Origin of the sequence: Komagataeibacter sp. SM21, assembly GCF_041402665.1 — a bacterium.
Classification (GTDB): domain Bacteria; phylum Pseudomonadota; class Alphaproteobacteria; order Acetobacterales; family Acetobacteraceae; genus Komagataeibacter; species Komagataeibacter saccharivorans.
In genome coordinates this window covers 1-23,042 of record NZ_JBGLOV010000025.1, presented here as the reverse complement: position 1 = coordinate 23,042, position 23,042 = coordinate 1, and the positions used below count along the sequence as shown (strand labels likewise).

General features: G+C 57.4%; 17 protein-coding genes, 1 tRNA gene and 1 pseudogene. 6 read left to right on the top strand and 13 right to left on the bottom strand.

The features are described 5' to 3' along the window. Nucleotides 1-125: 125 nt before the first annotated feature. A pseudogene (locus ACBR42_RS15435) lies at nucleotides 126-650 on the top strand (DUF3363 domain-containing protein); the annotation flags it as partial. A 26-nt stretch (nucleotides 651-676) separates the two neighbouring features. Here the strand turns inward: ACBR42_RS15435 and ACBR42_RS15430 are convergent. The 7 genes from ACBR42_RS15430 to ACBR42_RS15400 form a co-directional block, all read right to left on the bottom strand. After that, nucleotides 677-3,940 (bottom strand): efflux RND transporter permease subunit, encoded by a 3,264-nt coding sequence (locus ACBR42_RS15430; protein WP_371208594.1) that lies wholly within the window; start codon nucleotides 3,938-3,940, stop codon nucleotides 677-679. A gap of 102 nt (nucleotides 3,941-4,042) precedes the next feature. Beyond that, nucleotides 4,043-4,549 (bottom strand): Fur family transcriptional regulator, encoded by a 507-nt coding sequence (locus ACBR42_RS15425; protein ID WP_371208593.1) that lies wholly within the window; start codon nucleotides 4,547-4,549, stop codon nucleotides 4,043-4,045. Nucleotides 4,550-4,594: 45 nt separating this feature from the next. After that, nucleotides 4,595-5,476 (bottom strand): energy transducer TonB, encoded by an 882-nt coding sequence (locus ACBR42_RS15420; RefSeq protein WP_371208592.1) that lies wholly within the window; start codon nucleotides 5,474-5,476, stop codon nucleotides 4,595-4,597. Next, entirely contained in the window at nucleotides 5,473-5,943 is a 471-nt protein-coding gene (gene exbD, locus ACBR42_RS15415) for a TonB system transport protein ExbD (RefSeq protein ID WP_371208591.1), read from the bottom strand. The genes ACBR42_RS15420 and exbD overlap by 4 nt, the downstream gene beginning before the upstream one ends. Nucleotides 5,944-5,948: 5 nt before the next feature. Continuing rightward, on the bottom strand, nucleotides 5,949-6,686 hold the full coding sequence (gene exbB, locus ACBR42_RS15410) for a tonB-system energizer ExbB (protein WP_371208590.1): 738 nt from the start codon (nucleotides 6,684-6,686) through the stop codon (nucleotides 5,949-5,951). Further along, nucleotides 6,683-6,937, bottom strand: a complete 255-nt coding sequence (locus tag ACBR42_RS15405) for a hypothetical protein (RefSeq protein ID WP_371208589.1) — start codon at nucleotides 6,935-6,937, stop codon at nucleotides 6,683-6,685. Before ACBR42_RS15405 ends, exbB begins: the two co-directional genes overlap by 4 nt. After that, a complete protein-coding gene (locus tag ACBR42_RS15400; RefSeq protein WP_371208588.1) occupies nucleotides 6,934-8,190 on the bottom strand; it encodes a PepSY-associated TM helix domain-containing protein in 1,257 nt (418 codons plus the stop codon). Before ACBR42_RS15400 ends, ACBR42_RS15405 begins: the two co-directional genes overlap by 4 nt. Nucleotides 8,191-8,643: 453 nt before the next feature. Between ACBR42_RS15400 and ACBR42_RS15395 the strand changes: the two genes are divergently transcribed. The 3 genes from ACBR42_RS15395 to ACBR42_RS15385 all read left to right on the top strand — a co-directional run bounded on the left by ACBR42_RS15395 (nucleotide 8,644) and on the right by ACBR42_RS15385 (nucleotide 13,165). Continuing rightward, nucleotides 8,644-9,150: an RNA polymerase sigma factor gene (locus ACBR42_RS15395; RefSeq protein ID WP_132305888.1), complete on the top strand. Its 507-nt coding sequence runs from the start codon at nucleotides 8,644-8,646 to the stop codon at nucleotides 9,148-9,150. Between the two features lie 130 nt (nucleotides 9,151-9,280). Then, on the top strand, nucleotides 9,281-10,252 hold the full coding sequence (locus ACBR42_RS15390) for a FecR domain-containing protein (RefSeq protein WP_371208587.1): 972 nt from the start codon (nucleotides 9,281-9,283) through the stop codon (nucleotides 10,250-10,252). A gap of 336 nt (nucleotides 10,253-10,588) precedes the next feature. Beyond that, nucleotides 10,589-13,165: a TonB-dependent siderophore receptor gene (locus ACBR42_RS15385; protein ID WP_371208586.1), complete on the top strand. Its 2,577-nt coding sequence runs from the start codon at nucleotides 10,589-10,591 to the stop codon at nucleotides 13,163-13,165. Between the two features lie 244 nt (nucleotides 13,166-13,409). On the opposite strand, the gene ACBR42_RS15380 is transcribed toward ACBR42_RS15385, so the two are convergent. After that, on the bottom strand, nucleotides 13,410-14,312 hold the full coding sequence (locus ACBR42_RS15380) for a LysR substrate-binding domain-containing protein (RefSeq protein WP_371208585.1): 903 nt from the start codon (nucleotides 14,310-14,312) through the stop codon (nucleotides 13,410-13,412). Nucleotides 14,313-14,601: 289 nt separating this feature from the next. Here ACBR42_RS15380 and ACBR42_RS15375 point away from each other — a divergent pair, with 289 nt between their 5' ends. Beyond that, nucleotides 14,602-16,470, top strand: coding sequence for a conjugal transfer protein TraG (locus tag ACBR42_RS15375; RefSeq protein WP_371208584.1), 1,869 nt, complete (start codon nucleotides 14,602-14,604; stop codon nucleotides 16,468-16,470). Between the two features lie 60 nt (nucleotides 16,471-16,530). After that, nucleotides 16,531-17,681, top strand: a protein-coding gene (locus ACBR42_RS15370; protein ID WP_371208583.1) for an IS3 family transposase whose coding sequence is annotated in 2 segments (ribosomal slippage) — nucleotides 16,531-16,783 and nucleotides 16,783-17,681 — 1,152 coding nt in all. Because the reading frame shifts where the segments join, the coding sequence is not laid out codon by codon here. A gap of 164 nt (nucleotides 17,682-17,845) precedes the next feature. Here the strand turns inward: ACBR42_RS15370 and ACBR42_RS15365 are convergent. The 5 genes from ACBR42_RS15365 to ACBR42_RS15345 form a co-directional block, all read right to left on the bottom strand. After that, entirely contained in the window at nucleotides 17,846-18,052 is a 207-nt protein-coding gene (locus ACBR42_RS15365) for a transcriptional regulator domain-containing protein (RefSeq protein WP_371208582.1), read from the bottom strand. A 182-nt stretch (nucleotides 18,053-18,234) separates the two neighbouring features. After that, nucleotides 18,235-20,805, bottom strand: a complete 2,571-nt coding sequence (locus ACBR42_RS15360; RefSeq protein WP_371208581.1) for a TonB-dependent siderophore receptor — start codon at nucleotides 20,803-20,805, stop codon at nucleotides 18,235-18,237. Nucleotides 20,806-20,943: 138 nt separating this feature from the next. Next, nucleotides 20,944-21,930, bottom strand: coding sequence for a FecR domain-containing protein (locus ACBR42_RS15355; RefSeq protein WP_371208580.1), 987 nt, complete (start codon nucleotides 21,928-21,930; stop codon nucleotides 20,944-20,946). 109 nt (nucleotides 21,931-22,039) lie between these two features. Then, a complete protein-coding gene (locus ACBR42_RS15350) occupies nucleotides 22,040-22,555 on the bottom strand; it encodes a sigma-70 family RNA polymerase sigma factor (RefSeq protein WP_062274617.1) in 516 nt (171 codons plus the stop codon). 330 nt (nucleotides 22,556-22,885) lie between these two features. After that, nucleotides 22,886-22,962, bottom strand: a tRNA-Met gene (locus ACBR42_RS15345). Nucleotides 22,963-23,042 lie beyond the last annotated feature (80 nt).

Below are 23,042 nucleotides of genomic sequence, written 5' to 3'. Positions count from 1 at the left end.
TCTTCCTCCAGAACCATGCGGGCTGCACGTTCACGAAATTCAGGCGGAAAACGCTTCAATTTGTTACTCATCACTGTCTCTTACCTCACGGGTCTTGCTGTCTCCACAAAACCCGGGGCAATTCACTGCGGCGTCTGGAGCGCATGGGCCTCGCCCATGAGGTCTGTGCCGGACAATGGCGGCTGGATGAGACGGCGGAGGTCACCTTGCGCGAGATGGGCCAGCGCAATGACATCATCAAACGCATCCATCGCGGTCTGAGTGAGCAGGGGATCGAACGGGCCTCGGCGTCATGGGTTCTGGCCGGGGAGGAACTGACTGAGCCCGTGATCGGGCGTCTGGTGGCGCGCGGTCTGGATGATGAGTTGAAAGGGAACGCCTATGCCGTAATCGATGGCGTGGACGGACGCACGCATCATGTCCATCAGCCGTCCGGTGCTGGCGAGTATGTATCAGGGATCTATCGCCAGCGTTTCGTAATGGCATCCGGTCGGATGGCAATGATTGATAACGGACTTGGCTTTCAGCTGGTGCCGTGGACGCCTTCGCTGGAAAAACAGCGGGGCAGGGAAGTCTCGGGGATCGCCCGTGATGATGGCGGTGTCGACTGGTCGTTCGGGAGACGGCGGGATCAGGGGCTGGAAATCTGACGCCACCTGTTTACGGGAGCGGACGCTCAGGTTTGACCTGTCCGGCCCCATCGCAGTTTCAGGCGCTGCAGGTGATCGGCACACCGTGCCACCAGCAGATAGAGCGCTGGCGTGGTGAACATGGTCTGGGCCTGACTGACCAGCAGGCCACCGATCAGCGCGATCCCCAGCGGCTGGCGCAGTTCCATGCCGTAGCCGCCCATCAGCACCAGTGGCAGCGCACCGAGGGCTGCGGCAAAGGTGGTCATGACGATCGGCCGCAGGCGCAGCAGACAGGCCTCCCGGATGGCGTCCCGTGGCGTCATGCCGCGTTCGCGCTCGGCATGGATGGCAAAATCCACCAGCAGGATGGCGTTCTTGAGCGAGATGCCGGTCAGCAGCAGCATGGCGATCACCGCCATGCCCGAGAACGGCAGGCCGAACAGGTCCAACGCCATCACTGCCCCGATCCCGGCCGAGGGGATGGTGGAGAGAATGGTGAGCGGGTGCCACACGCTTTCATACAGCATGCCCAGTGTCAGATAGACGGCCAGCACAGCGCCGATAATCAGAATCTCGCTGTCATAGGTGCTTTTGCCGACGTCCCCTTCGTCACTCTGCAACTCGCCGGTGATGGTTTCCGGCAGATGCAGGCTCCGCCACTCCTGATCGATGATCGCCTGCGCCTGTGACAGGCTGACGCCGGGCGCAAGTTCCAGCGCCAGCGAGGCGGAACTGGCGTAACCGATATGGGTCACAGCCACCGGGTCGAGACTGGGGGTGATCCGGGCTACGACTGACAGTGGCACCAGCGTTTCCGCCCCGGTCGCCACGGCCGAACCCGTGGAAGTGTTGGCTCCGCTCGCCAGCGAATTGGCGATCTGGTTCCGAAACGCCGTCGCACCGGTCGAGGTTGTGGTGCTGGCTACAGCCGATGTCACCACCCGGATGGTGTTGGACGCCGAACTGCCCGAGGCGGAGCCGCCGGACGGGCTGACCCAGAACTGCTTGAGGATTTCGGGATCGCGCTGGAAGCGGTGTTCCACGGTCAGCACCACATTGTACTGCCCGTGCGTGGTGTAGACGACCGAGGCCGTGGTCTGGCCCAGCGCATCGGACAGGGTGTTGCCGATCACCTGTGGCGTCACGCCAACGCGGGCGGCGGTATCGCGGTCGATCGCCAGCGTGATGCCCTGTCCGGGCGGATCGACGTCCGGGTCCACATCCGCGAATTCCGGGTGGTGGCGCAGGGCTTTGGCCAGCCTGCGTGTCGCCGGTCCGAGCAGTCGGTCATCCTCGCTGCGCAGGATGTAACTGACCCCGCTGCTGTTCGAGCCCACCCGCATCATGATGTTGCCGGGCGCCTGGGCGTGGTATTCGGCGTGAATGTCTTTCCCCATCCGGGCCACCACACGCGCCGCCACCTCTGATCCCGAAGCGCGTCCGGTGGATAGATCCCTTAGCGTGGCGAACACCATGCCATGACTGGAGCCTTCGCCGGTATCGAGATAGGCGATGACATGGCTGACGGCCGGGTCTTCCAGCAGCATCCTGCTGAACCGCTCCAGCCGCTCCTTAGTCTGGGCCAGTGAACTGCCACTGCCACGCGATCCGCCCGAGACGATGCCGATATCCTGACGCGGGAACACGACCTTGGGCATACGGGTGAACAGCACAACACCTACCAGCAGGGTCAGCGGCAGCAGCAGTGCCGTCTTGCCGGGATGGGTCAGGCAGACTTCCAACGTGCGACGATACAGGCTGCCACTGTGTTTTTCATGATCCAGAAAATCTGTGGCATCCACTTCTGGATGCACGGCGGTTCTGTTTTCGGCAAAGCGCATGCACAGCGCCGTCAGGCACGGCGTCACCACGCAGGACAGGACCAGCGACACCGTGACAGTGATCCCCACCGTCCCGGCAAACTCCCGGAACAGCCGTCCCGTCAGGCCCGAGGCCAGCCAGATCGGCAGGAACACCGCCAGCACCGAGACGGTGATGGACAGCAGCGTGAACGCCACCTCGCTGGCCCCGGCAATGGCGGCCTCGTCAACGGACAGCCCCTGTTCACGCATGCGGATGATGTTCTCGATCACCACAATGGCGTCATCCACCACCAGCCCCGTCACCACCGTCAGCGCCATGAGCGAAAGATTGTCGAGCCCGAACCCCGCCAGATGCATCGGCCCGAGACTGGCGATCAGGCAGCACGGCACGATGATCGCGGCTGCGATGGACGCGGTCCATGAGCGCAGGAATACCCAGACCACGACCAGCGCCAGCACGCAGGCGGCCAGCAGCGTGACCAGCGTATGATGGAGCGAGGAACGGATCACCGCCGAGCCATCCCGCGCCACGGCGATATCCGCACCGGGTGGCATCAGTGTCCGCAGCTGCGGGAGGCGGGCCTTCACCGCATCGACGATGCCGACCAGATTGGCTCCCGGTTGAGCGCGCACCATCAGGGTCAGGGCCGGTTTGCCGTCAAAGAACGCGGCGGCGTTCACGTCCTGCATACTGTCGGTCACGGTGGCCACATCACGCAGCCGGATGGGGCGTCCGCTTTTGTAGGCGATGACCAGATCCCGGTAGGCATCAGCATGTTCGGCCTGATCGTTGACGGCAAGCTGCCAGCGCCGGTCGCCCGTGTCGATCACGCCCTTTGGCGTATGCGCATTGGCCGACGCCAGGGCGGCACGCAGATCTTCAAACCCGATCCCGTATTTGAAGAACAGCAGCGGGTTCATCTCCACCCGCACGGCGGGGGCCGAACTCCCCATAAGGGTGACGTCCCCCACGCCCTGCACCTGCAACAGCATGGGCCGCAGTGTCGTGTTCACCAGATCATAGAGGCGCGACATGGACTGCATTCCCGGTGTCACCGCCAGGATCAGCACCGGCGTCGCATTGGGGTTGGCTCGGCGATATTGCGGGTCCGATCCCGGCGTAGTCGGCAGGTCACGTCGCGCGGCCCGGATCGCCGCTTCCACGTCACGCGCGGCGCCGTTGAGATCACGCCCCAGTTCAAACCCAAGAGAGATGGAGGTCTCACTCCGCGTCGAGGTGGACTGCATCTGCGTCACACCCGCAATATTGCCGAGATGGCGTTCCAGCGGGGCGGCCACCGTGCGGGCCATGACCTCGGGCGAGCCACCGGCATTGGAGGCGGAGACCGAGATTACCGGCAGGTCGACATCGGGCAGGTCCGAGACCGGAAGATGGGGCAGCGCCATCAGTCCGGACAGCACGGCGGAAAGCAGCAGCAGGAGGGTCGCCACCGGGCGACGGACAAACCAGGCGATGAATTTCAAGGAAGATGTCCCGTCCCTGCGGGAGGGCTCACTCTATAAGACGATCGACGCGAGCGTTTTTTCAAAGGAAAGGCGAAAAAATATTTCGCCCCTCTCCTGTCGTCATGTCGCGCTGACTGACGACGTGACCGTGATGGCCGCCCCCTGCACCGTCAGACCATGTTCGGCCGCCACGCGGCGCAGCAGGGTCGCGACTTCAGGCGCGTTGCAGGCGATCTTCCGACCTGTGCCTGCTTCCACGAAGGTAATCGCGAGAGCCGTCTTGCGTTCAGGAGCCACGCTGTAGCGCCACAGTCGGTCAGGTGTGACGTCACGGCGCAGGATGCCCCGCTCCACAAAGAGATTCAGGTTACGCTGGATCGAACCCTGTGAAGGGGCACGCCCATGCTCCATGATCCGGCACAGCGTTTTCCATATCTCCACTGCCGTCGCGCGTGGTCCGGCTTCCAGGAGACCGTGGAACAGGATGCGCCGCAGATCGGTCATCTTGATGCCCACCTCCTCGCTCCGTTCTTCCAGCCTGCGCACGGCGCTGCGGCTGGCTCCCATGCCGGGGCGGATTTCATTCAGGGACGGCGAAGAGCGGCGATGTTCGGAGAAGGCGAGCATGGGTTTGATCCTGTCACGATCAGAGATGAGGAAACGGCGAAAACCTCAGTTTCCACCGGCATGGATGTAGAATTCGACGGGAACCGTCAGGGTGATGGGATCCCCCTCGACGCTGTCCGGCGGGACCGGCAGCGGCTGCGCGCGTCTGGGCAGGGCGATGGCTTCCTGATCCAGCAGCGCATGGCCGGAAGAGCTGGCGAGTGTCACCGAAAGCACATGGCCCTTCCGGTCCATGGAGAACGTCACGGTCGGCACACCTTCCTGATGATCGGCCATGGCGTCGGACGGATAGCGCTTGAACTTCTCAAGCTGCGCTAGCAGCGCGCCCTGCCATGTCACCGGGTCGTGCGAAGCCTTTGACGACGACGCACCCGGCGCCGGTGCTGCCTGTGTGGGCGCGGGCGGCGCTTCCGAGGATGGCGGCGCGGTCGTGGCCTCGGCGGGGGGCGTCTTGTCCGGGATCGGCTTTTTCAGCTGCGGGACCGGCTTGCTCTTTTTGACGATCTTGCGCGGTTTTTCCGGTTTGGGCACCGGGACCGGTGGATTGGGCGCGGGCGATGGTGGCGCGGTGATCTTTGGCGGTTCGACCGGCGCAGGATCGGGAATGGACTGGGTCTGTTTCGGTCCGATTGGCGCATCCGTCGGCGGTGTGGGCGTCGAGACTGGTTCCGGGGCCATGTCGATGGCGATCGCAGCCGGCGGCGGTTCGGGCACGGCCATGACCGGCGGCGGCAGGCGCATGATCCACCAGACCGCTCCACCACTGACCGCCAGCACGGCAAGGAAGGACAGGCCCCAGCGCAGTGCGTCCTCACGCCGGGCGAGACGGACCTGCCCCCTCTGCCAGTCGGCGAAGGACGGCGGAGCCGTATCCGGCGTCACGCCAGCAGGCTGTGCCGTACCCGCCATGTCAGCCGTGCCGCTCACGGTGTTGCTCCGGACGTCGACGGCACAGGCGTTGAGCCTGCTTCACTGCCTTCTTCCTGTCCCTGCAGGTTGACCAGCGCGACCTTGAGGTATCCGGCAGACCGCAGCTTATCCATCACGCCCATCAGCGTGCCGTAATCCACGGTCTTGTCGGCGCGGAGGAAGATGCGTTCGTCCTTGTTGCCTTTTGTCGCACTTTCCAGCGCGCCGGGAAGCGCATCGGTGCTGATGTCATCCTCACCCAGCGCCAGACCATGATCGGCCTTGACGGTGAGAAACACGGGATCATCCGGGCGCGGCGTCGGTTTCTCGGTCGAGGACGGGAGGTCCACCGGCACGTTCACCGTGGTCAGCGGGGCGGTGACCATGAAGATCACCAGCAGCACCAGCATCACGTCGATGAACGGCGTGACGTTGATCTCGCTCGCCTCATGCGGGTTCTCATCAGTATGACGGATGCGGATCATGCCGCTTACTCCCCGGCCACCGAGCGGCTGTCGCGCGATGCGCCAAGCCGCACCACCTGTCCGCTGGCGGTCAGGGCCTGCATGCGCCCCAGATCACGCGAGACCAGTCGCATGACCAGCGCAGTGAGGTCCGCCACCTGTGCGCGGCACGAGGCGGTCTGGCGGGCGAGATGGTTGTAGATCACCACCGCCGGGATGGCCGCCACCAGACCAAGGGCTGTCGCCAGAAGGGCCTCGGCAATGCCGGGGGCGACAACGGCGAGGCTGGTGGCCTTGCTCGCCGCGATGCCGGTGAACGAGGTCATGATGCCCCAGACCGTGCCGAACAGACCGATGAAGGGCGAGGTCGCGCCAATGGTCGCCAGCACGCCGGTGCCGCGCAGGAGCCTGCGGCCTTCGGCGGCCTCAAGCCGTTCGAGATGCAGGACGATGCGCTCCTTCAGGCCCTCGCTGTCATCGGGAATGTCCTGCGACCGCGCGCGTTCCGTCTCGGCGGCCATGACCAGCGTGTGGGCGATGCCGTTTTGCCGGGTGCCTTCCTCGCCGAGGTCCAGCGTATTGGCCTGCTCCAGCGTCTGCTCGGCTTTCCGGAGCTTGAGGCGCACGCGCAGCAGTTCGACCGACTTCGCGATGAAGATGGTCCAGGTCAGCAGCGAAGCCGCGGCCAGCAAGATCATGACGCAGCGGACGACGGGACCGGCATTAAGGAACATATTCCACGGGGAGAACGAGATCGGGGTCATGACTGACCTCCTTTGACAGACGGCGTACGGCGCCAGGCCCGGATCAGGCAGGCGAGCGTCACGATGAGGGGAATGGAAAGGGCCGCCCAGGACAGGGCCAGCCAGATACCGTGCTGGCCCAGCAGGGCGGACAGCAGGCCAAAGGCGGTGAGCACGCCCAGCGCAATCGGCCACGGCCAGACAGCAACGGGCGGACGTGCTGCCGAAACAGGAGGAAATGGCATGGGTTTTTCGGGAGAGACGGCGTTCATCGGTCGCCCTCCACAGGCGCGGATGCGAAACCAGCAGGTACGATACTGTCAGTTTCATCCAGATCGTAACCCAGCGCCCGCAGCCGGGCATCGGTGGTGATCTTCCGTTTGCCGGCCCACAGCACCAGACCGCTGACCAGCACGCCGATCACCACCACATCCAGCAGCGCCCACAGGATACGCAGCGGCATACCGCCATAATCACCGAAATGCAGCGGGCGGGAGATTTCGAGGAAGCGTAGATACCAGGGCATGGGATACGCCCCGGTCAGTTCTCCCGTGCGGGCATCGACCAGAACCGGCGTGAACAGCCGTGCCTGCAACGGTGTCGCGCCTCGGGTCCACAGCACGTAATGCACCGGACTGCCGAAGGAGGCACCAGGGAAGGACAGGCCGGTCACCTCATTACCGGGGGCTGCCCTGGCCGCCGTGTCGAACGCGGCCTGCACGGAGGACAGATGATCCTGCGACGGCACAGGCAGGTTGGCATAAGGTTTCAGGATCTGCCGCACATCGGTCACACGCCACAGGCCGAACAGCGGCGTCTGGAGTTCGTTGACCAGTCCGGTAAAGCCCACGACAGTCGCCCAGACCAGCGTAGCCGCACCCAACAGGTTGTGCAGGTCCAGCCATGTCAGGCGCGCAGCACGATCCCGTCGGACCGAGCCGAACGGCAGCCGCTTCATGAAGCGGCCATACAGAACCGTGCCGGAGATCAGGGAGACGACAAAGACGCCCCCCATGAGGCCGAGAAACAGCCGACCGGGCAGATACGCGAACAGACTGACATGCAGGCGGCGGCAAATGCCCATGACCAAGCCCGTCCATGTGCCGGGCGGCTTGGGTTCTGTCTCGGGTCGCGACTGCTCCAGCACTTTGGCCGTGCGGGCATCGAACTTGATCCAATGACTGGAATTGCGGTCAGGGTATTTGTCGTCGTCCTTCAGCGCCTGCCAGCTTGGGGCCATCGAAACCAGCACGGCCGGCTCATCGTCGTCCGGATTCACATTGGTGATGATCTGGCCCGGATAGAGCGCTCGCGCTTTTTCCACGATGACATCCAGACTGGCGTTGGGCGTTCCGGGCGGGAGAACTTCATACGGCGGGTCATCGTCGCCGACGAACGTGTCCCAGATCTGCTCTGAAAACAGCAGCGGCAGACCGGTCACGCACACGATCAGCAGGAACAGCGTGCAGACCAGGCTCGTCCATTTATGGACCATGAACCAGCGGCGGAGCGTTCGGGTCGTCATGGCACAAACGCGCCGACGGATACCGCTGGTCTGCTACTCTTGAGGGAATAAGAATAACACTGAATCGCAACTGTATGGCGGAAAGGCGGGCAACCGTGCTGCATATGAACTCTCCCTGCGTGCCCGGAACACGCAGTCGACGACGGCGTCCGGAATGAAAACGGGGCGAACCCCTGCTGGGAGTATGGATGCTTGGCGATGCCGGTTTTTCAGAAAAAAGAGCGATGAATGACAGACACGTGATATGCGGTTTTCGAGGGACTTGCGTCTTACCCGCAGAAAACAGCCTTTCTTCGAGCGCAGGTATCCCGTTCATCGGTCATCGCTGAACCACGGCGAAACCGGCGGTCTGCTGCAAAATCTTGCGGAAAGCCGGGCCATGTGCCATCACAATTGCGAATCCTTCTTAATTTCTGAATGCTGGCGTCGTGATGGCATCGGGAACCACCTGTCTTGAAGTCCAAACATCCGTCTCTTGAGCTTTACGAGGCTCATCGTCCCGGCCTTCTGTCCTACGCACGCCAACTGTCGGGCGACAGTGTGCTGGCGGAAGACATCGTGCAGGATGCGTGGGTGCTTTTTGCACGGCAGTCCGCGAGCACGATTGCCTCGCCCGGTAGTTACCTGCGGACCATCGTTCGCAACCTTCTGATGACCCGTGCCCGCCGTACAAAAATCGAACGGATGAGCGAGGCGGATTTTGACGTCGTCACAGCGACCGTCCCCGACGATGCGGCATCACCCGAAGAAACCGTAGCGGCCCGTGAAACGATGATGCGTGTGATGGATGCGCTGGATGCCATGCCCGAGCGACAGGCGGAGGCCATTCGCATGTATCATTTTGAAGGGATGAAATTGCGGGAAGTCGCTGCCGTGCTGGGTGTGTCCATTCCGATGGTGCATGGCCTGATCACCGAAGGGCTGGCAATCTGCAACCGGATACGCAAGGAAGGGCAGTAGGCCTCGGTGGATTTGAATTATTTTCTGAAAAACCGGGGATGCCGCGCATCTTATCGGTATGACATTGCGATCCTGCCTGCTGCGTTCCTCCCAGCTTGTCTCTCCGATTCCGGGACAGGAGAGGCGCGGCATGACTGAGTCCCGCAGTCCCGATGAGGCAGCCGCAGGCTGGCATATCTATCTTCGTGAGGAGCCGGACGATCCCGAACTGCGCCGACAGTTCGAGGCATGGCTCCAGAAAAGCCCGTTGCACCGGCAGGCCTGGGCGGAAATCAACGAGACGCTGGGCGTGCTCGATTTAGCCCCACCGGAGCGTAAAAGGCGGAGCAGCACCCGCAGAAGGTTCCGGGGTATTCCGGCGAACGATCGTAATGGCCGACGAAAGGCAAAGATCGCCGCATTTGCAGGTGTGGCCATGGCCGCCTGTCTGGCTGCCTTCATGTTCGTGCCCGACCTGTCCCTGCGCCTGCGGGCGGACCATTACACGCAGGCAGGCGCGACGCAGGACATTCATCTGGCTGACGGCAGTGATATCATTCTGGCGCCGCGTTCCGCGCTTGCCGTGCACATGACGGCTCATGAGCGTCGGGTCAATCTGCTGCGCGGCGAAGCGTATTTCGTGGTGCATCATGATGCCAGTCGGCCGTTTACCGTAATTGCCGGACCGGTGACGACGACGGATATCGGCACGATGTTCGATGCCCGGACGGACGGCGACGAAACCTCCGTGGCCGTGCGGGAAGGGGCCGTGCATGTGTCCGCAAAGGGAGATATCGGCCTGGAGCGCGACCTTCATGCCGGGGATCGTGTCGATGTCAGAGGTACTCAGGTCATATCCGACACGCAGGCACCCGAGACCATCGGGCTCTGGCGTGACGGCATGCTGGTGGCACAGGACAATACCATCGCTGACATGGTGGCAGCGCTCCAGCCCTGGACCAGCACGCGGATCATCGTCGCGCATGACACGCTGGCAGCACGTAAGGTCAGCGGCTCCTACGACCTGCATCATCCGGAAACGTCGCTGCAACTGATCGTGCATCCCTATGGTGCGAAGGTCATGTCCGTAACGCCCTGGTTCGCACTCGTGACGGGGCGCTGAGGCCGTCTGGCGATCAGGCTTTTCGTCGCTCGTAAGGCGCTCTCACAGATATCCATTTAGACCCGCAGATACGGCAGGGGCGTGATGCGCTTCTGATCGCCAGCAAATCTCCGCTGCGGGAGGATAGCTCTGGCTGGGAGCGTGTGCCGGGGTGCTGGGGCAGACGTCAGAAAAAATGGAAACATCAGGAAATAAAAAACCATTATAAAACAGCACGATAACGTGCATCACGCAAAAAAAATAAAAAAATCTGAAATTTTTTCCGAAAAAACGGCCCTCCCGTGCATCTCACTTACCATGCCCATTGAATGCAAATGAATTGCATTAAAAACTGAGATGACAGGAAGAGCCGCGCCCATGCATTCGTCAGGATTTCTGAGGAGACCGATTGCCGCATCGGTCCTGATGCTCGCCACCACCACCGCGCTGACATCCTTTGTCCCGACAGGCGCGCGGGCAGAAACGGCACAGACCCAGCCGAAGTTCAGCTTCAACATTCCCGCTGGGTCGCTGTCCAGTGCGCTGGTGTCGTTCAGTGCCCAATCCCACATTCAGGTGACATCCCAGGCACCGACATTGGCGGGTCACACGACCACTGGGCTACGCGGGCAGTTTACGTCCAGCGAAGCGCTAGTGCGCCTTCTGCAAGGAAGTGGCTTGTCATATCAGCCGCTCGGGGAGCGTGCTTTTCAGATTGTTCCTGCATCGAAGGCTACCAATATAACCCTCGGTCCGGTGCGCGTGGGAGGAACCGTAACGCATCAAGATCCAACTGGACCAGGCGTGGGGTATGTGGCGACGACGACAATGTCGGGCACCAAGACCGACACCCCCATTACCGAAATTCCCAATTCGATTTATGTGGTAACAAAGCAACTGGTGCAAGATCAGCAGCCACAAAACGTCGCAGAGGCATTACGATACACACCTGGCGTCTATGCGGACATGTACGGAAACAATCAAGATGGAAGCGGCATTGCCGGAACGAACAGCGGGATAATGCAGAGGGGATTCGCAACACGGTCATTTGTAGATGGCCTTCAACTCAATAGTGCCAGTTCTGGAGAAACTGCTTTTATTGAAAGAATTGAGGCGGTAAACGGCCCATCTTCTGTAATGTACGGGCAAACTAATCCTGGTGGCATGATTGGAATTAGCCTTAAAAAGCCAACAGACACTCCGTTTCATCAAGTATCGGTTGGGTTTGGCAGTTGGGGTCGCTATGAAGCCACGGCCGATATCAGCGATAAAATCACCAAAAGTGGTAATCTCCGATATCGCATTGCCGCCATAGGGGTGACCTCAGGCACTCAGGTTGATCATATAGACTACCAACGTGTCGGCGTTCTTCCATCTGTCACGTGGGATATAGATCATAAGACGTCCCTAACATTGTTGGGGATGTACATGTATACCCCGAACCGGGGAACAAATTATATTCAGTATCCTGCCTGCGGCACATTAATACAAAATGATAATTGTCCTCGCATACCGCGAAATACATTTGGTGGATATAAAAGCTGGAACCAGCAAGGATCAAAAGAGGCAATGTTTGAATTTATGTTCAATCATAAATTCAATGACTTCATTTATTTTTCACAAGTTTTTCGATATGAAGACTCTAAAAGTCTGACCAGAGACACCTATAGTAGTGGTTATACTGCCGGCGGTTATTCAAATTCCTACACAGAGTTAACCCCGTGGACGGTTCAAGGACGTTCTCAAACTGTAGGATTGGATTCTCGTATCCACGGCAAGTTCTCGACAGGCCCTGTCCGACATACATGGGTCATCGGATCAGATTTCAGACAGTTAAAATACACACAAAACGCGCTATATGATTATACGAGCGATTATGTTCAAAATACATACAGGCCGACATTAAATCCAGAAGTATGTATGGATATTCATTCTCCATCTTGTGTAGTTTATGGGAGCGTGGGTCCGTATAATTATTTTCAGGAGGGCGTCTATTTTCAAGATCAGCTAAAATGGAAAAACCTTTCCATTTTGCTTGGCGGACGAGAAGATTGGGTGAATTACGATAGAGATAGATATTCAGTGAACAATGATAACGAAAACCATATCGTAACGTACAAAAAACAAACAGATCAGTTACAACCGCAACATGCTTTTACGTGGAGAGCGGGTTTAATATACAATACAAATTTTGGTCTTTCACCATATTTTAGCTATTCAACTTCGTTCGTTCCTCAGGCAGGGTCAACAAATTATTTAGGTCAGGCATTTTCTCCTCTAACCGGCAAGCAGCTTGAAGCAGGATTGAAATACAAATTTCCGCACAAAGATATTCTGTTGACAGCTGCGGCCTTTCATATTGATGAAAACCACTATCTCATCACTGATCTTGAACACTCCGGGTTTAGCACTGACGCAGGACGGGTACGATCTCAGGGGTTTGAGGTTGCAGCAAATGCTAATATTACGAAATCACTAAGGTTAGTCGCGTCCTATACCTATACTGACATACGATTAGCTAATACTAGCACAACGGCAAAACGAACCGATGCCTTGACTGGAGCGACTTACGGGAATGCCATTTCTGAAGAGGGGAAAGTAGTGCCCCAGATACCACGCAATATGTTTTCAGTTTTTGCAGACTACACCATTCCTTCGACCTTCGCAAAGGGCCTCGGCATAAACTGGGGTATGCGATACGTAGGATATTCATACGCTACGAACGTTGAGTCATTTAAAGTACCCTCGTATATTCTGTTCGATATTGGGGCGCATTATGATTTTGGCCAAGCAACCCCTGCCTTAAAAGGCTTAAGGGCCCAACTCGCGATATCGAACCTCACAAACAAATATTACGTCCCCAGTTGTGGCACAGGTTTTTGCTATACGGGGCAGGCTCGACGACTTTATGGAAACCTGACTTACAGTTGGTAAAATTTCCCCACCCCGAACTACAGCACCTTTTGCCTATTAGTTTCAGTACTTTGCCTCTCGTCTCCATGTCAAAGTCGAGGGGCAGCCTCACTGCAATTTCCGTGGGGCAAGCCATGCCAAAGTCGTGATAAGGCACAGTGCAAAATGCGAGAGTGATCTATGCAACACTCGTGAGATGTGCTTGCACGTATTGGATAGTCGTTATTCCCGGATAGCTTTGGCATCCCTGACGCACGCATCTTTGTCAGGCTATGTCTGGATAGCGTTCCCGGAGTAGCTGAAGAAAACGGGCCAGAGATGGGTTGGGATTGTCTGCCCGCCAGCAGGCGACAAAACGCAGTTCGACAGGCTGGCGGCCGTTGAGTACCTGCCGGTAGACAATGTTGCTCAGGCCGTCCCCCGTCGCGCTTTCATAATCGATCATCACGCTGCCATTCTCCGCCACGAAAGGTTTGAGAAACTGCGTCTCCGTATCGTGTGTTACGAGGTTGGGGGCGCGCACATCAACCGAGAGATGGTGGCGGATGATGTCGGCAATCTCCGGTCCGGGATCCTGCGTGCTGATCAGAAAACGCTCATGGCGTAGAAGGCTCCATTCCAGAACGGGAAGCGCTGCGAGCTTATGATCGGTCCGCAGCGCAGCCACGCAGCGTTCCGACCAGAGCCTGAGCAGTGCATCCCGCCATTCCAGGCCGCCGGCAGTGACAATCGCGATATCGACCTGTCCGGTCTCGACCTTCTGCAACAATGACGCACGGCTGCCGCCCACAAACTTCCATGGAATGGTCGGGTGCCTACGCTGGAACTCCCCCAGCGTTGCCCGGAGGTTTCCGGTCGAGACGGAGGTATAGTAACCGATCGTCAGGCGGCGGGCTGTCTTTTTGGGGCCTGAGCCGGGACTGTTCGCCAGCATATCCACGTCATGGACGATCTGCCGGGCCACATGCAGGAAATCAATCCCATGAGATGTTGGCCGTACGCCAGCAGGGGTGCGGATAAAGAGCGTGCAGCCAATCACGTCTTCCAGCAGGCGAATGTCCTTGGAAAGAAGGGCGGCACGTATGCCCGATGCAGCCGCCGCCTTGCGGAGGCTGCCGTGCTCGGCGGCCGCGAGCGCGGACCGCAAATGGCGGATCTCGATTGTCATAACAACCTAGATGCACCTAACGCCTGAATTTTAAGCAGAAAGTGAGGGGCGCCAGGCTTCGCGGATTCACAACGCCGTTACGGATATTAACAGTGCAGGGCTCGTGCCTTCGTTTCAGGGAGGATGATGTCCCTGCGCAAGCTGGTCGAACCGCCATTGAGATCCAGATCCCACGAGGGCGGCGATAATTTTACGCCCGGACGCGCCCGCAAGCGTAGGCGGCTCTCTGGCGCTGGCATTTGCATGTTACCGTCGGCTTTCCTCGATTGAGAAAGAGGAGAAAACGGCAATGTCAGGTGCGCGTATCCTGTGGGGGCAACTTTGCGTCGTGCTGGCGCTGGTTGTCCTGTTCTGGTGGGTGGCGACCGAGTGGGTGGCCTGGCAACTGGCCTTTCAGCCCGAACTCGGCCAGCCATGGTTCACCTTGTTCCATCGCTGGCCGGTCTATGCTCCGCCGCTTGTTTTCTGGTGGTGGTATGAATTCGACGCCTATGCGCCGCACGTGTTTGCGCAGGGTGGCTGGATCGCTGGTTCGGGTGGCGTGCTGGCATTTCTCGTGGCCGTCGCCATGTCGGTGCGCCGGGCGCGAGAGGCCAGACGGGCCGCTACCTATGGTAGCGCGCGATGGGCGAGCGCCGAAGACCTGCAGAAATCCGGATTACTCGATCCCGACGGGGTTGTGCTGGGCTGCCACCGCAAGATCTATCTCCGGCATAACGGCCCGGAGCACGTTCTGTGTTTTGCGCCCACACGCTCGGGCAAGGGTGTGGGTCTCGTCATTCCGACACTCTTGACCTGGCCGGGTTCGGCCATCGTGCATGACATCAAGGGGGAGAACTGGCAGGAGACCGCAGGCTTCCGGGGAACATTCAGCCGTGTTCTTCTGTTTGACCCCACCAATCCCCGCTCGGATGCCTATAACCCCTTGCTGGAAATCCGCCGGGGTGAGTGGGAGGTGCGGGATGCCCAGAACGTGGCTGACGTGCTGGTCGATCCCGAGGGTTCGCTGGAACGTCGTAGCCACTGGGAAAAGACCAGCCATTCCCTCCTGGTCGGCGCCATCCTGCATGTTCTGTATGCGGAAAAGGACAAGACCCTCAGTGGCGTGGCCAACCTGCTTTCCGATCCGAAGCGCCCGATCGAGACGACATTGCGCGCAATGATGCGGACGAAGCACCTGGGGGAGGCAGGGCCACATCCCGTTGTGGCCTCGGCCGCCCGCGAACTGCTCAACAAATCGCCTAATGAGCGGTCAGGTGTGCTGTCCACCGCCATGTCGTTCCTCGGCCTGTATCGTGATCCGGTCGTGGCCAGAGTGACGTCACGCTGCACGTGGCGGATCACCGATATCGTGCGTGGCGGCCGCCCAACGACGCTCTATCTCAGCGTGCCACCGTCGGATATCAGCCGGACCAAGCCGCTGATCCGCCTTGTGCTTAACCAGATCGGTCGCCGCCTGACGGAAGACCTGCAGCACCAGAAGAAAAATCATCGCCTTCTGCTCATGCTGGATGAGTTTCCGGCACTCGGGCGTCTCGACTTCTTCGAAAGTGCCCTGGCTTTCATGGCAGGCTACGGCATCAAGGCTTTCCTGATCGCCCAGAGCCTGAACCAGATCGAGAAAGCTTACGGGCAGAACAATTCCATTCTCGACAACTGCCATGTCCGGGTCTGTTTCGCGACCAACGATGAACGGACAGCCAGACGTGTGTCCGATGCTCTTGGAACAGCCACCGAGGTCCGGGCGCAGAAGAACTATGCCGGTCATCGCCTGTCGCCTTGGCTGGGCCATCTGATGGTGTCCCGGCAGGAGAGTGCCCGGCCTCTGCTGACGCCCGGCGAGATCATGCAGTTGCCGCCAGACGAAGAGGTGGTCATGGCGGCTGGCACGCCGCCGGTGCGGGCACGCAAGGCGCGCTATTATGCCGATCCGCGTCTGCAGGAACGCATCCTGCCGCCACCTGCGCCTCGACCCTCATCAAGCGCTCCGGACGAGGATGACTGGAGTGGCAGGCCCGTGCCAGACCAGATGCCTCCCGAGGATGAAGACACATTGGCTGGCGGGCCTCCTGACGAACCGATGGGCGCAGGACAGAAGCAGACGCGTGAGTTTGATGCAGCCCATACGCCGAAAGCTGAGCGGGGGCGGGACGAGTGACGTGCCCCCCGGAAATGTAACCATTTAAAAGTAGAGTCCGATCGAGAAGGATACGGACGGATGAAGCGCTGTCGTTTTACGGAAGAGCAGATCATAGGGATCCTGAAGGAACAGGAATCCGGGCTGAAGGTCTCTGATCTTTGCCGTAAGCACGGGATCAGTGACGCGACCTTCTACAAATGGAAGACCCGTTATGGTGGCCTTGAGGTATCCGAGGCCAAACGGCTGAAGGCGCTGGAAGATGAAAACAGCCGCCTGAAACGTCTTCTGGCGGATGCCATGCTGGATAATGCGGCACTGAAGGAAATTGTTAGAAAAAAGTGGTAACGCCTGTCGCGACACGGCAGGCGGTCCGACACATTCAGGAAGCTCTGGCCCTGAGTGAACGCCAAGCCTGTGCGCTTGTTGGTGTTGCCAGGCGTGTCGCGCGGTATGTTTCTACCGGAGCGGACGATGCTGCCCTGCGCCAGCGCCTACGGGAACTGGCGGACCAACGACGCCGCTTTGGCTATCGCCGCCTGGGTTATCTTCTGGCGCGGGAAGGATTCAGCCCCAATCACAAGAAGCTGTTCCGCCCTTACCAGGAGGAAGGGCTGAAAGTCCGCCATCGGGGTGGCCGCAAGAGGGCACTGGGGACGCGTTCTCCCATGACCATCCCTCAGGAACCCGGGCAGCGTTGGAGCCTGGATTTTGTCTCGGATGCCCTGATCTGTGGCCGCCGGTTCCGCATTCTGGCTGTTATCGACGATTTCAGTCGCAGGAACCTGGCATTGGTTGCCGACACGTCATTATCAGGTGGACGTGTGGCGCGGGAACTGACGGCCCTGGTGGAACGATATGGCAAACCCCTCATGATTGTCAGCGACAACGGTACGGAGTTCACATCCCATGCCATCCTGAAATGGGCCGATGAGATGAAGGTTGAATGGCACTATATCGCCCCCGGGAAACCGCAACAGAACGGCTTTGTCGAAAGTTTCAACGGCCGCTTGAGGGATGAATGCCTCAACGAGACGCTGTTCACGTCTCTCAGCCATGCCCGACAGATTCTGGCTGACTGGCGAGAAGACTACAATACGGCGCGCCCCCATTCCCAGCTGGGTGGCAGGACACCGGATCAGGTCGCCAGACAAGTGTCTCGGGGGCATGCCCCCGAGACACTTGTCATCCCATCAGCCCAAAGCCATAAAAAACGGGAACTCTCCTTTTGAGTGGATACAAAAAAGGGGGCACGTCAAACAGAACATGGCCCATCGCCTCGAAATCCAGCGAGCAGAGATCGGCAAAACCCCGAGGGGCATCCGTCAGGCTGATGATCCGTGTTGTGTCTTCCCTGCGCCAGATCACTGGTTTTCGGGTTATGGGGATGTCAGGATCATGGACAAAAACGTAACCTCCATCGGTCCCGGAACGCCGCCCACAGGAGCGAGGGATTGGCGCTGGCTCCAGCGCGCAGCAGAATGTCGCGATAATCGCTGATGTAGCGGGGCCAGCGGCGCATGAAGGCCCCGGCAAGAGCGGAGGCCGGGAGGGTTCTGAGGATGACCAGATCGGCCTCGGAATGCCAGATGTCGGATGGCATGGGGGCGGTCCTCTTGGCTGAGGAGCTACCGACCGGACGCGGCAAAACATGCCGCACCCGTCAGGCGGCCCCACGTTATTGATTACATTCAGTTCTCGTACCTAGATTTGGAACCATCGAATATCGAACAGGACCTTCCTGCAGAAAATTCCATGAAATTTCCATATTTTCGTGAAGAAGTTTCACCAACTATACGAAAGGTTCCCATAGAAACGACGAGCCTGACCATATTGGCATTGCGGAGCTGATCCCAAACTGCATGATGCTAAATAACGTTTGTCAGTCAGATTAGAAATAGATAGTTGTGCTCGTAAACCTTTTAAACTGGGCATAAGATTTGCAAAATCATAATGGGTTCCAAGGTCAAACAACGTAAAATCTGGAACTTTTATAGAATTTGCGCTGTCTGCGTACGTAAAACCAACATAGCGGATACCAAAATTGAAGCCGAATCCTTTTAGAGCTTTTACCGGAGGAGTATAATCAATAAACAAATTTGCCATATTTTGAGGGGCCTGACCGATATTTTTTCCTTTTACAGAAACATAACCTTCCGAGTTACCGTATACGTCTATTTTTTCAGCGAGAACTCCATTACTCGCAAAACGTGTATCATTGAAACTATATGATGCGGTGAGATGAATATTTTTTGCGATATTCGCATTTGCGGACAGTTCCACCCCTTTCGAGACTACTTTTCCCCAATCTCGCTCATAACCTTCATGCTCATTATCCGATGCTGCATAATGATTTTCTTCAATATGATAAGCCGCAGCCGTCAGGAAAACATCCGTATGTGGAATGAGATATTTTAATCCTGCTTCAAATTGTTTGCCCGTGAGAGGAGCAACTTGTTGACCCGCGTAATTCGTAACCGACGGTTGAGGGACAAAAGATGTTGCATAGCTAAAATAGGGCGTCAGTCCAAAATCGAAATTATAAGTCAAACCGGCCCGCCATGTGAAATGAGAGGGACTTTCACCCCCCCCCTGCCCCTTTGTCATTGGCTGAAAATCGTCACTTTCTGGATAATGATATCCACTATAAAAAGTATTGTGTTCGTTTACCCAGTCTTGTCTACCGCCCAATAATACCGAGAGGCGATGAAACTTAATTTGATCTTGGAAATAAACACCTTCTTGAAAAAAACTTCCTCTTGATATCGAACTCCATATATCGTCGGGTCCAGTTAGGCTATAATTTGGCTGAGGAAAATTCCATGATGGAGAAAAAATACTTATAGGATAGGAGGAAAAATCGTAAGCATAATTAGTATTATATTTACGGTCCCTGAAATCTATCCCCGCGACAAGAAGGTGCCGCAATGGACCAGTTGTAATTTTTCCTATTACACGACTATCGAGACCAATGGTCATATTTTTAGCTCTATTATACCATGCACTATTATCCCACGTCTCGTTAGTGACGTCCTCTCCATCGCCATAAGTTTGGTTAAACGTTTGAGTTGAATTTTCATAACGAAAATTCTGGTGAAATTCCCAGTTGTCATTAAATTTATGCGAAAACTCATACTCGAATGCAGCATCTCGAGCTGGACTTGACGATTTTGGGTTCCCAATATTACTTGACCTTGGAATATATTTTCCATTGAGCGGAGTCCCCGTTCCAACAAACGGATAGCCCGCCCAGTAAGTTCCCGCTTCTGGTGTATACATATAACTCCCGAGAAGAGTTAAAGAAGTTTTTTCGTCTATTTTCCATTTAATGGACGGAAGCACTCCAACCCTTTTATAATTCACATAATCCGTTTGCGTTCCCTGAGTTACACCAATTCCTGCGATTCTGTACTGTAGAGTTCCAGATTTGTTAATATTATCTGCAACGTCAAATGTAGCCTCATATCGTCCCCAATTTCCAAATCCCACGGAGACGTTATGTATAGGTGTGTCTGTTGGTTGCTTTAACCGCGTTGCTATGAGACCGCCAGCGCCTACTTGTCCATACATTACCGAGGCTGGACCATTAATAGCCTCAACTCGCTCAACAAATGCAGTTTCGCCTGCTGACATTGAATTAGACATAATTCCATCGACAAACTGACTTGATGCAAATCCGCGCATAAGAATAGAGCCAGTCGTATCTGCACCACTTACATTTTGCGTCAGTCCTCCGGCCTCAGAAGTACCGCCCACGTTACCGTATACACCTGGCATATACCGTAAAGCTTCCTCTATATTTTGTGGCTGCTGGTCGGAAATTTGTTGCTTTGTCACAACATGAATAGAATTTGGGATTTCCCATAACGGTGTATCCGTCTTTGTTCCTGATTGAGTATAGATAGCGACATACCCGTTACCTGGACCGATAGCCGCCTCGTGCGCGTCAAATGTACCTTTGACGCGTACAGGACCAAGCGTAATATTAGATGAAGCAGGACTAACGCTAACTACCTTCCCCACCACACGTCCCGTAACTCCAGAACCTGCCAATAGTCGGGTCAAAGCGTCCTGTTCTGAAAAACTTCCATTAAGTGCAGCAGACTGACGCCCACTAAGTATCTTGGGATCCACACTTACCTGCATATGCGCTTGCTGCCCAAATGTCGTCAGTGCGACCGAAAGCGACTGAGCCGGAATATGGTAGGTTTTCACACCGGCAACAATTTCTGCCCATGCATATCGTGGTGTCACCTCATAAACCACGCACAGACCACTACTAAGCAATAAAACCATCGAAAACGCAGAATTTATTGTCTGGCTGATCGCCCGCTGCGTCCCTGTCGCTGTGTCCACTGTCCTGCTCTTTTCCAACTTTAGGTCTCGCTGCAAATGCGAGGCTGTTGCATTGTCTTCTGTTGGAACCGACGCACGGTGGATGCAGGATTTCGCAAAAAAATGCATGAACGACGAAAAAAGTTCGTCTGCGACTACTCAGTCTCGTGAAAGCACCGTAACCCAAGGGGTAATGCGGGTCACAATCGCCTCGTGAGCATGCGCTACGGCAGCCAGTGCGGCCGTAGGATCATGAAGGTCAAAGACCCCCGTCACGCGTTGATCTCCCACACCATTCCGCACGACGATGAACCCGCGATAATACTGTCTGATCACATCGACCACTTCCCGGATGGGACGATCATGCACAACAAGCTGCCCATCCCGCCATGATGCTACGTCTGCAACGGGCACGTCGTAATGTTCGACATTGGCAGGGCGAACGACTGCCCCGTCTCCTGCCCCCAGAAACAATGGCTCACGCCCCTGTCTGGACAGTTCGACACGTCCTTCCGCCACTTGCACCTGCACTGAGGACGATAGCGCCCGGACCTCGAACGCTGTTCCAATATCCGTAACCCGCGTTTCTTTTCCAATGCTCACACGGAACGGGCGACTGGCATCATGCACGACCTGAAACCATGCATCCCCTTTCAGGAGCGTGACTTCTCGCCCTGTCGGCCCGAACTCCACACGCAGGGCTGTGTCGGGCCCCATGGACACATGACTACCGTCCGCCAAGGTAAGAGAACGTGTTTCTCCCGTTCCCGTCATGGCGTCCGCCGTTAGCCGTGTGTAGATGACAGGAGCCAATACGACACAGGCCGCGAGAGCCATGACACCAGCAACAAAACGTCGCTTCGTGGAAAATACCTGTTTACGATCGTCATTCAGAGCGATGCGCGGAAGTCTAGTGGATGCGGAAGTTTTGCTTGTTGCCGAAAGAGTTGTAGGCGCGACTTGACCCAGCCCCTGGTAGGTCCGGGTAATCTCTTTCCACGCCTCCTGATTATGAGATGAAGCCGCCAGCCACTGGCTAAACTCCTTCTGCACATCGGGCGCGTCAGGTTCCTCCCGCAGCAGGATCACCCAATTGATGGCCTCTTCGTCCGCCTGCTCACGATGATGATCCGATGCAGCCGTCATCCGCCCGCTATTCCTTCGTTGTCAGGCGCGGCTACGTCAGACAGCATGCCTTCCGCTTTCGTCCCTCCCCTAGAAGGCGAATGACCAGACCAGATTTTCACGTTTATCATCAATCAGCGCGACGTAGATGGTTTCTGCAATGCCGCAGACCTTCCGCTACGAGGTTATGCGCCATGGTCAGAGACACGCCGAGCGTTTCAGCTATCTCGCGCAGCTTCGCATTCTCGAACCGATGCATTTCCACCGCCATGCGTGTGCGGTGATCCAGTTCTGAGAGGGCTGTCATCAGCATACGGATTTCCTGCGTGCTGATCGCCGCATCTTCAGGGGAAGCCTCAAACGCCCGTGCGGCATCAATGATGCGATCATCGACCTCGACATTGATATAGCGTTTTTCGTATGTGCGCCGCCGTCGGTAATCGAGGGCAAGGTTCCGAACGACCCGGAACAGAAAACGGATTGGCTCCCTAATCTGTTCTGAAACCGCAGCCGCTGTACAGCGAAGCCATGCGTCCTGAAGGATGTCTTCCGCCTGCTGACGGTCGCCTGTAATGGCCGTGGCGTATTTCAGCAGTTCAGACCGGCTGTTCTGATAGGCCACCTCGATCGTCTCTGCATGCGACACTGGCGTCGATCTCTCACTCCGCGAACAGGCTGGCAAAGGATATCCGACTCCTTCAACCGTTCAGCATTTCACCACATTAAGAACCATTCTTATTTGGTAGCTACGTGAGGACGGATTGGAAGGCAAGGAGAAGGTTGGCGGATCGGCTCTGCACTGTGTGGCCTGGCCCGATTCTTACCCTTCCCGGCCCTCTGGCGGCGTGCCTTCTGCGTCCCGGAACTACGCGGTTTTTCTCCCCCGATTGATTCCTATATGATTCCAGTTGTGGGTATAGAAACGCAAAAGGCCGCTCGTAAGGCGGCCTAAGCGTTTGTTTTTAAACGGAATTCATGGTTGCGGGGGCAGGATTTGAACCTGCGGCCTTCAGGTTATGAGCCTGACGAGCTACCGGGCTGCTCCACCCCGCGGTTGTTTGGGGAGACTGGAAGACCTGGCGGCGACCGACTTTCCCGTGCCTTAAGGCACAGTATCATAGGCGCTGGGGCAT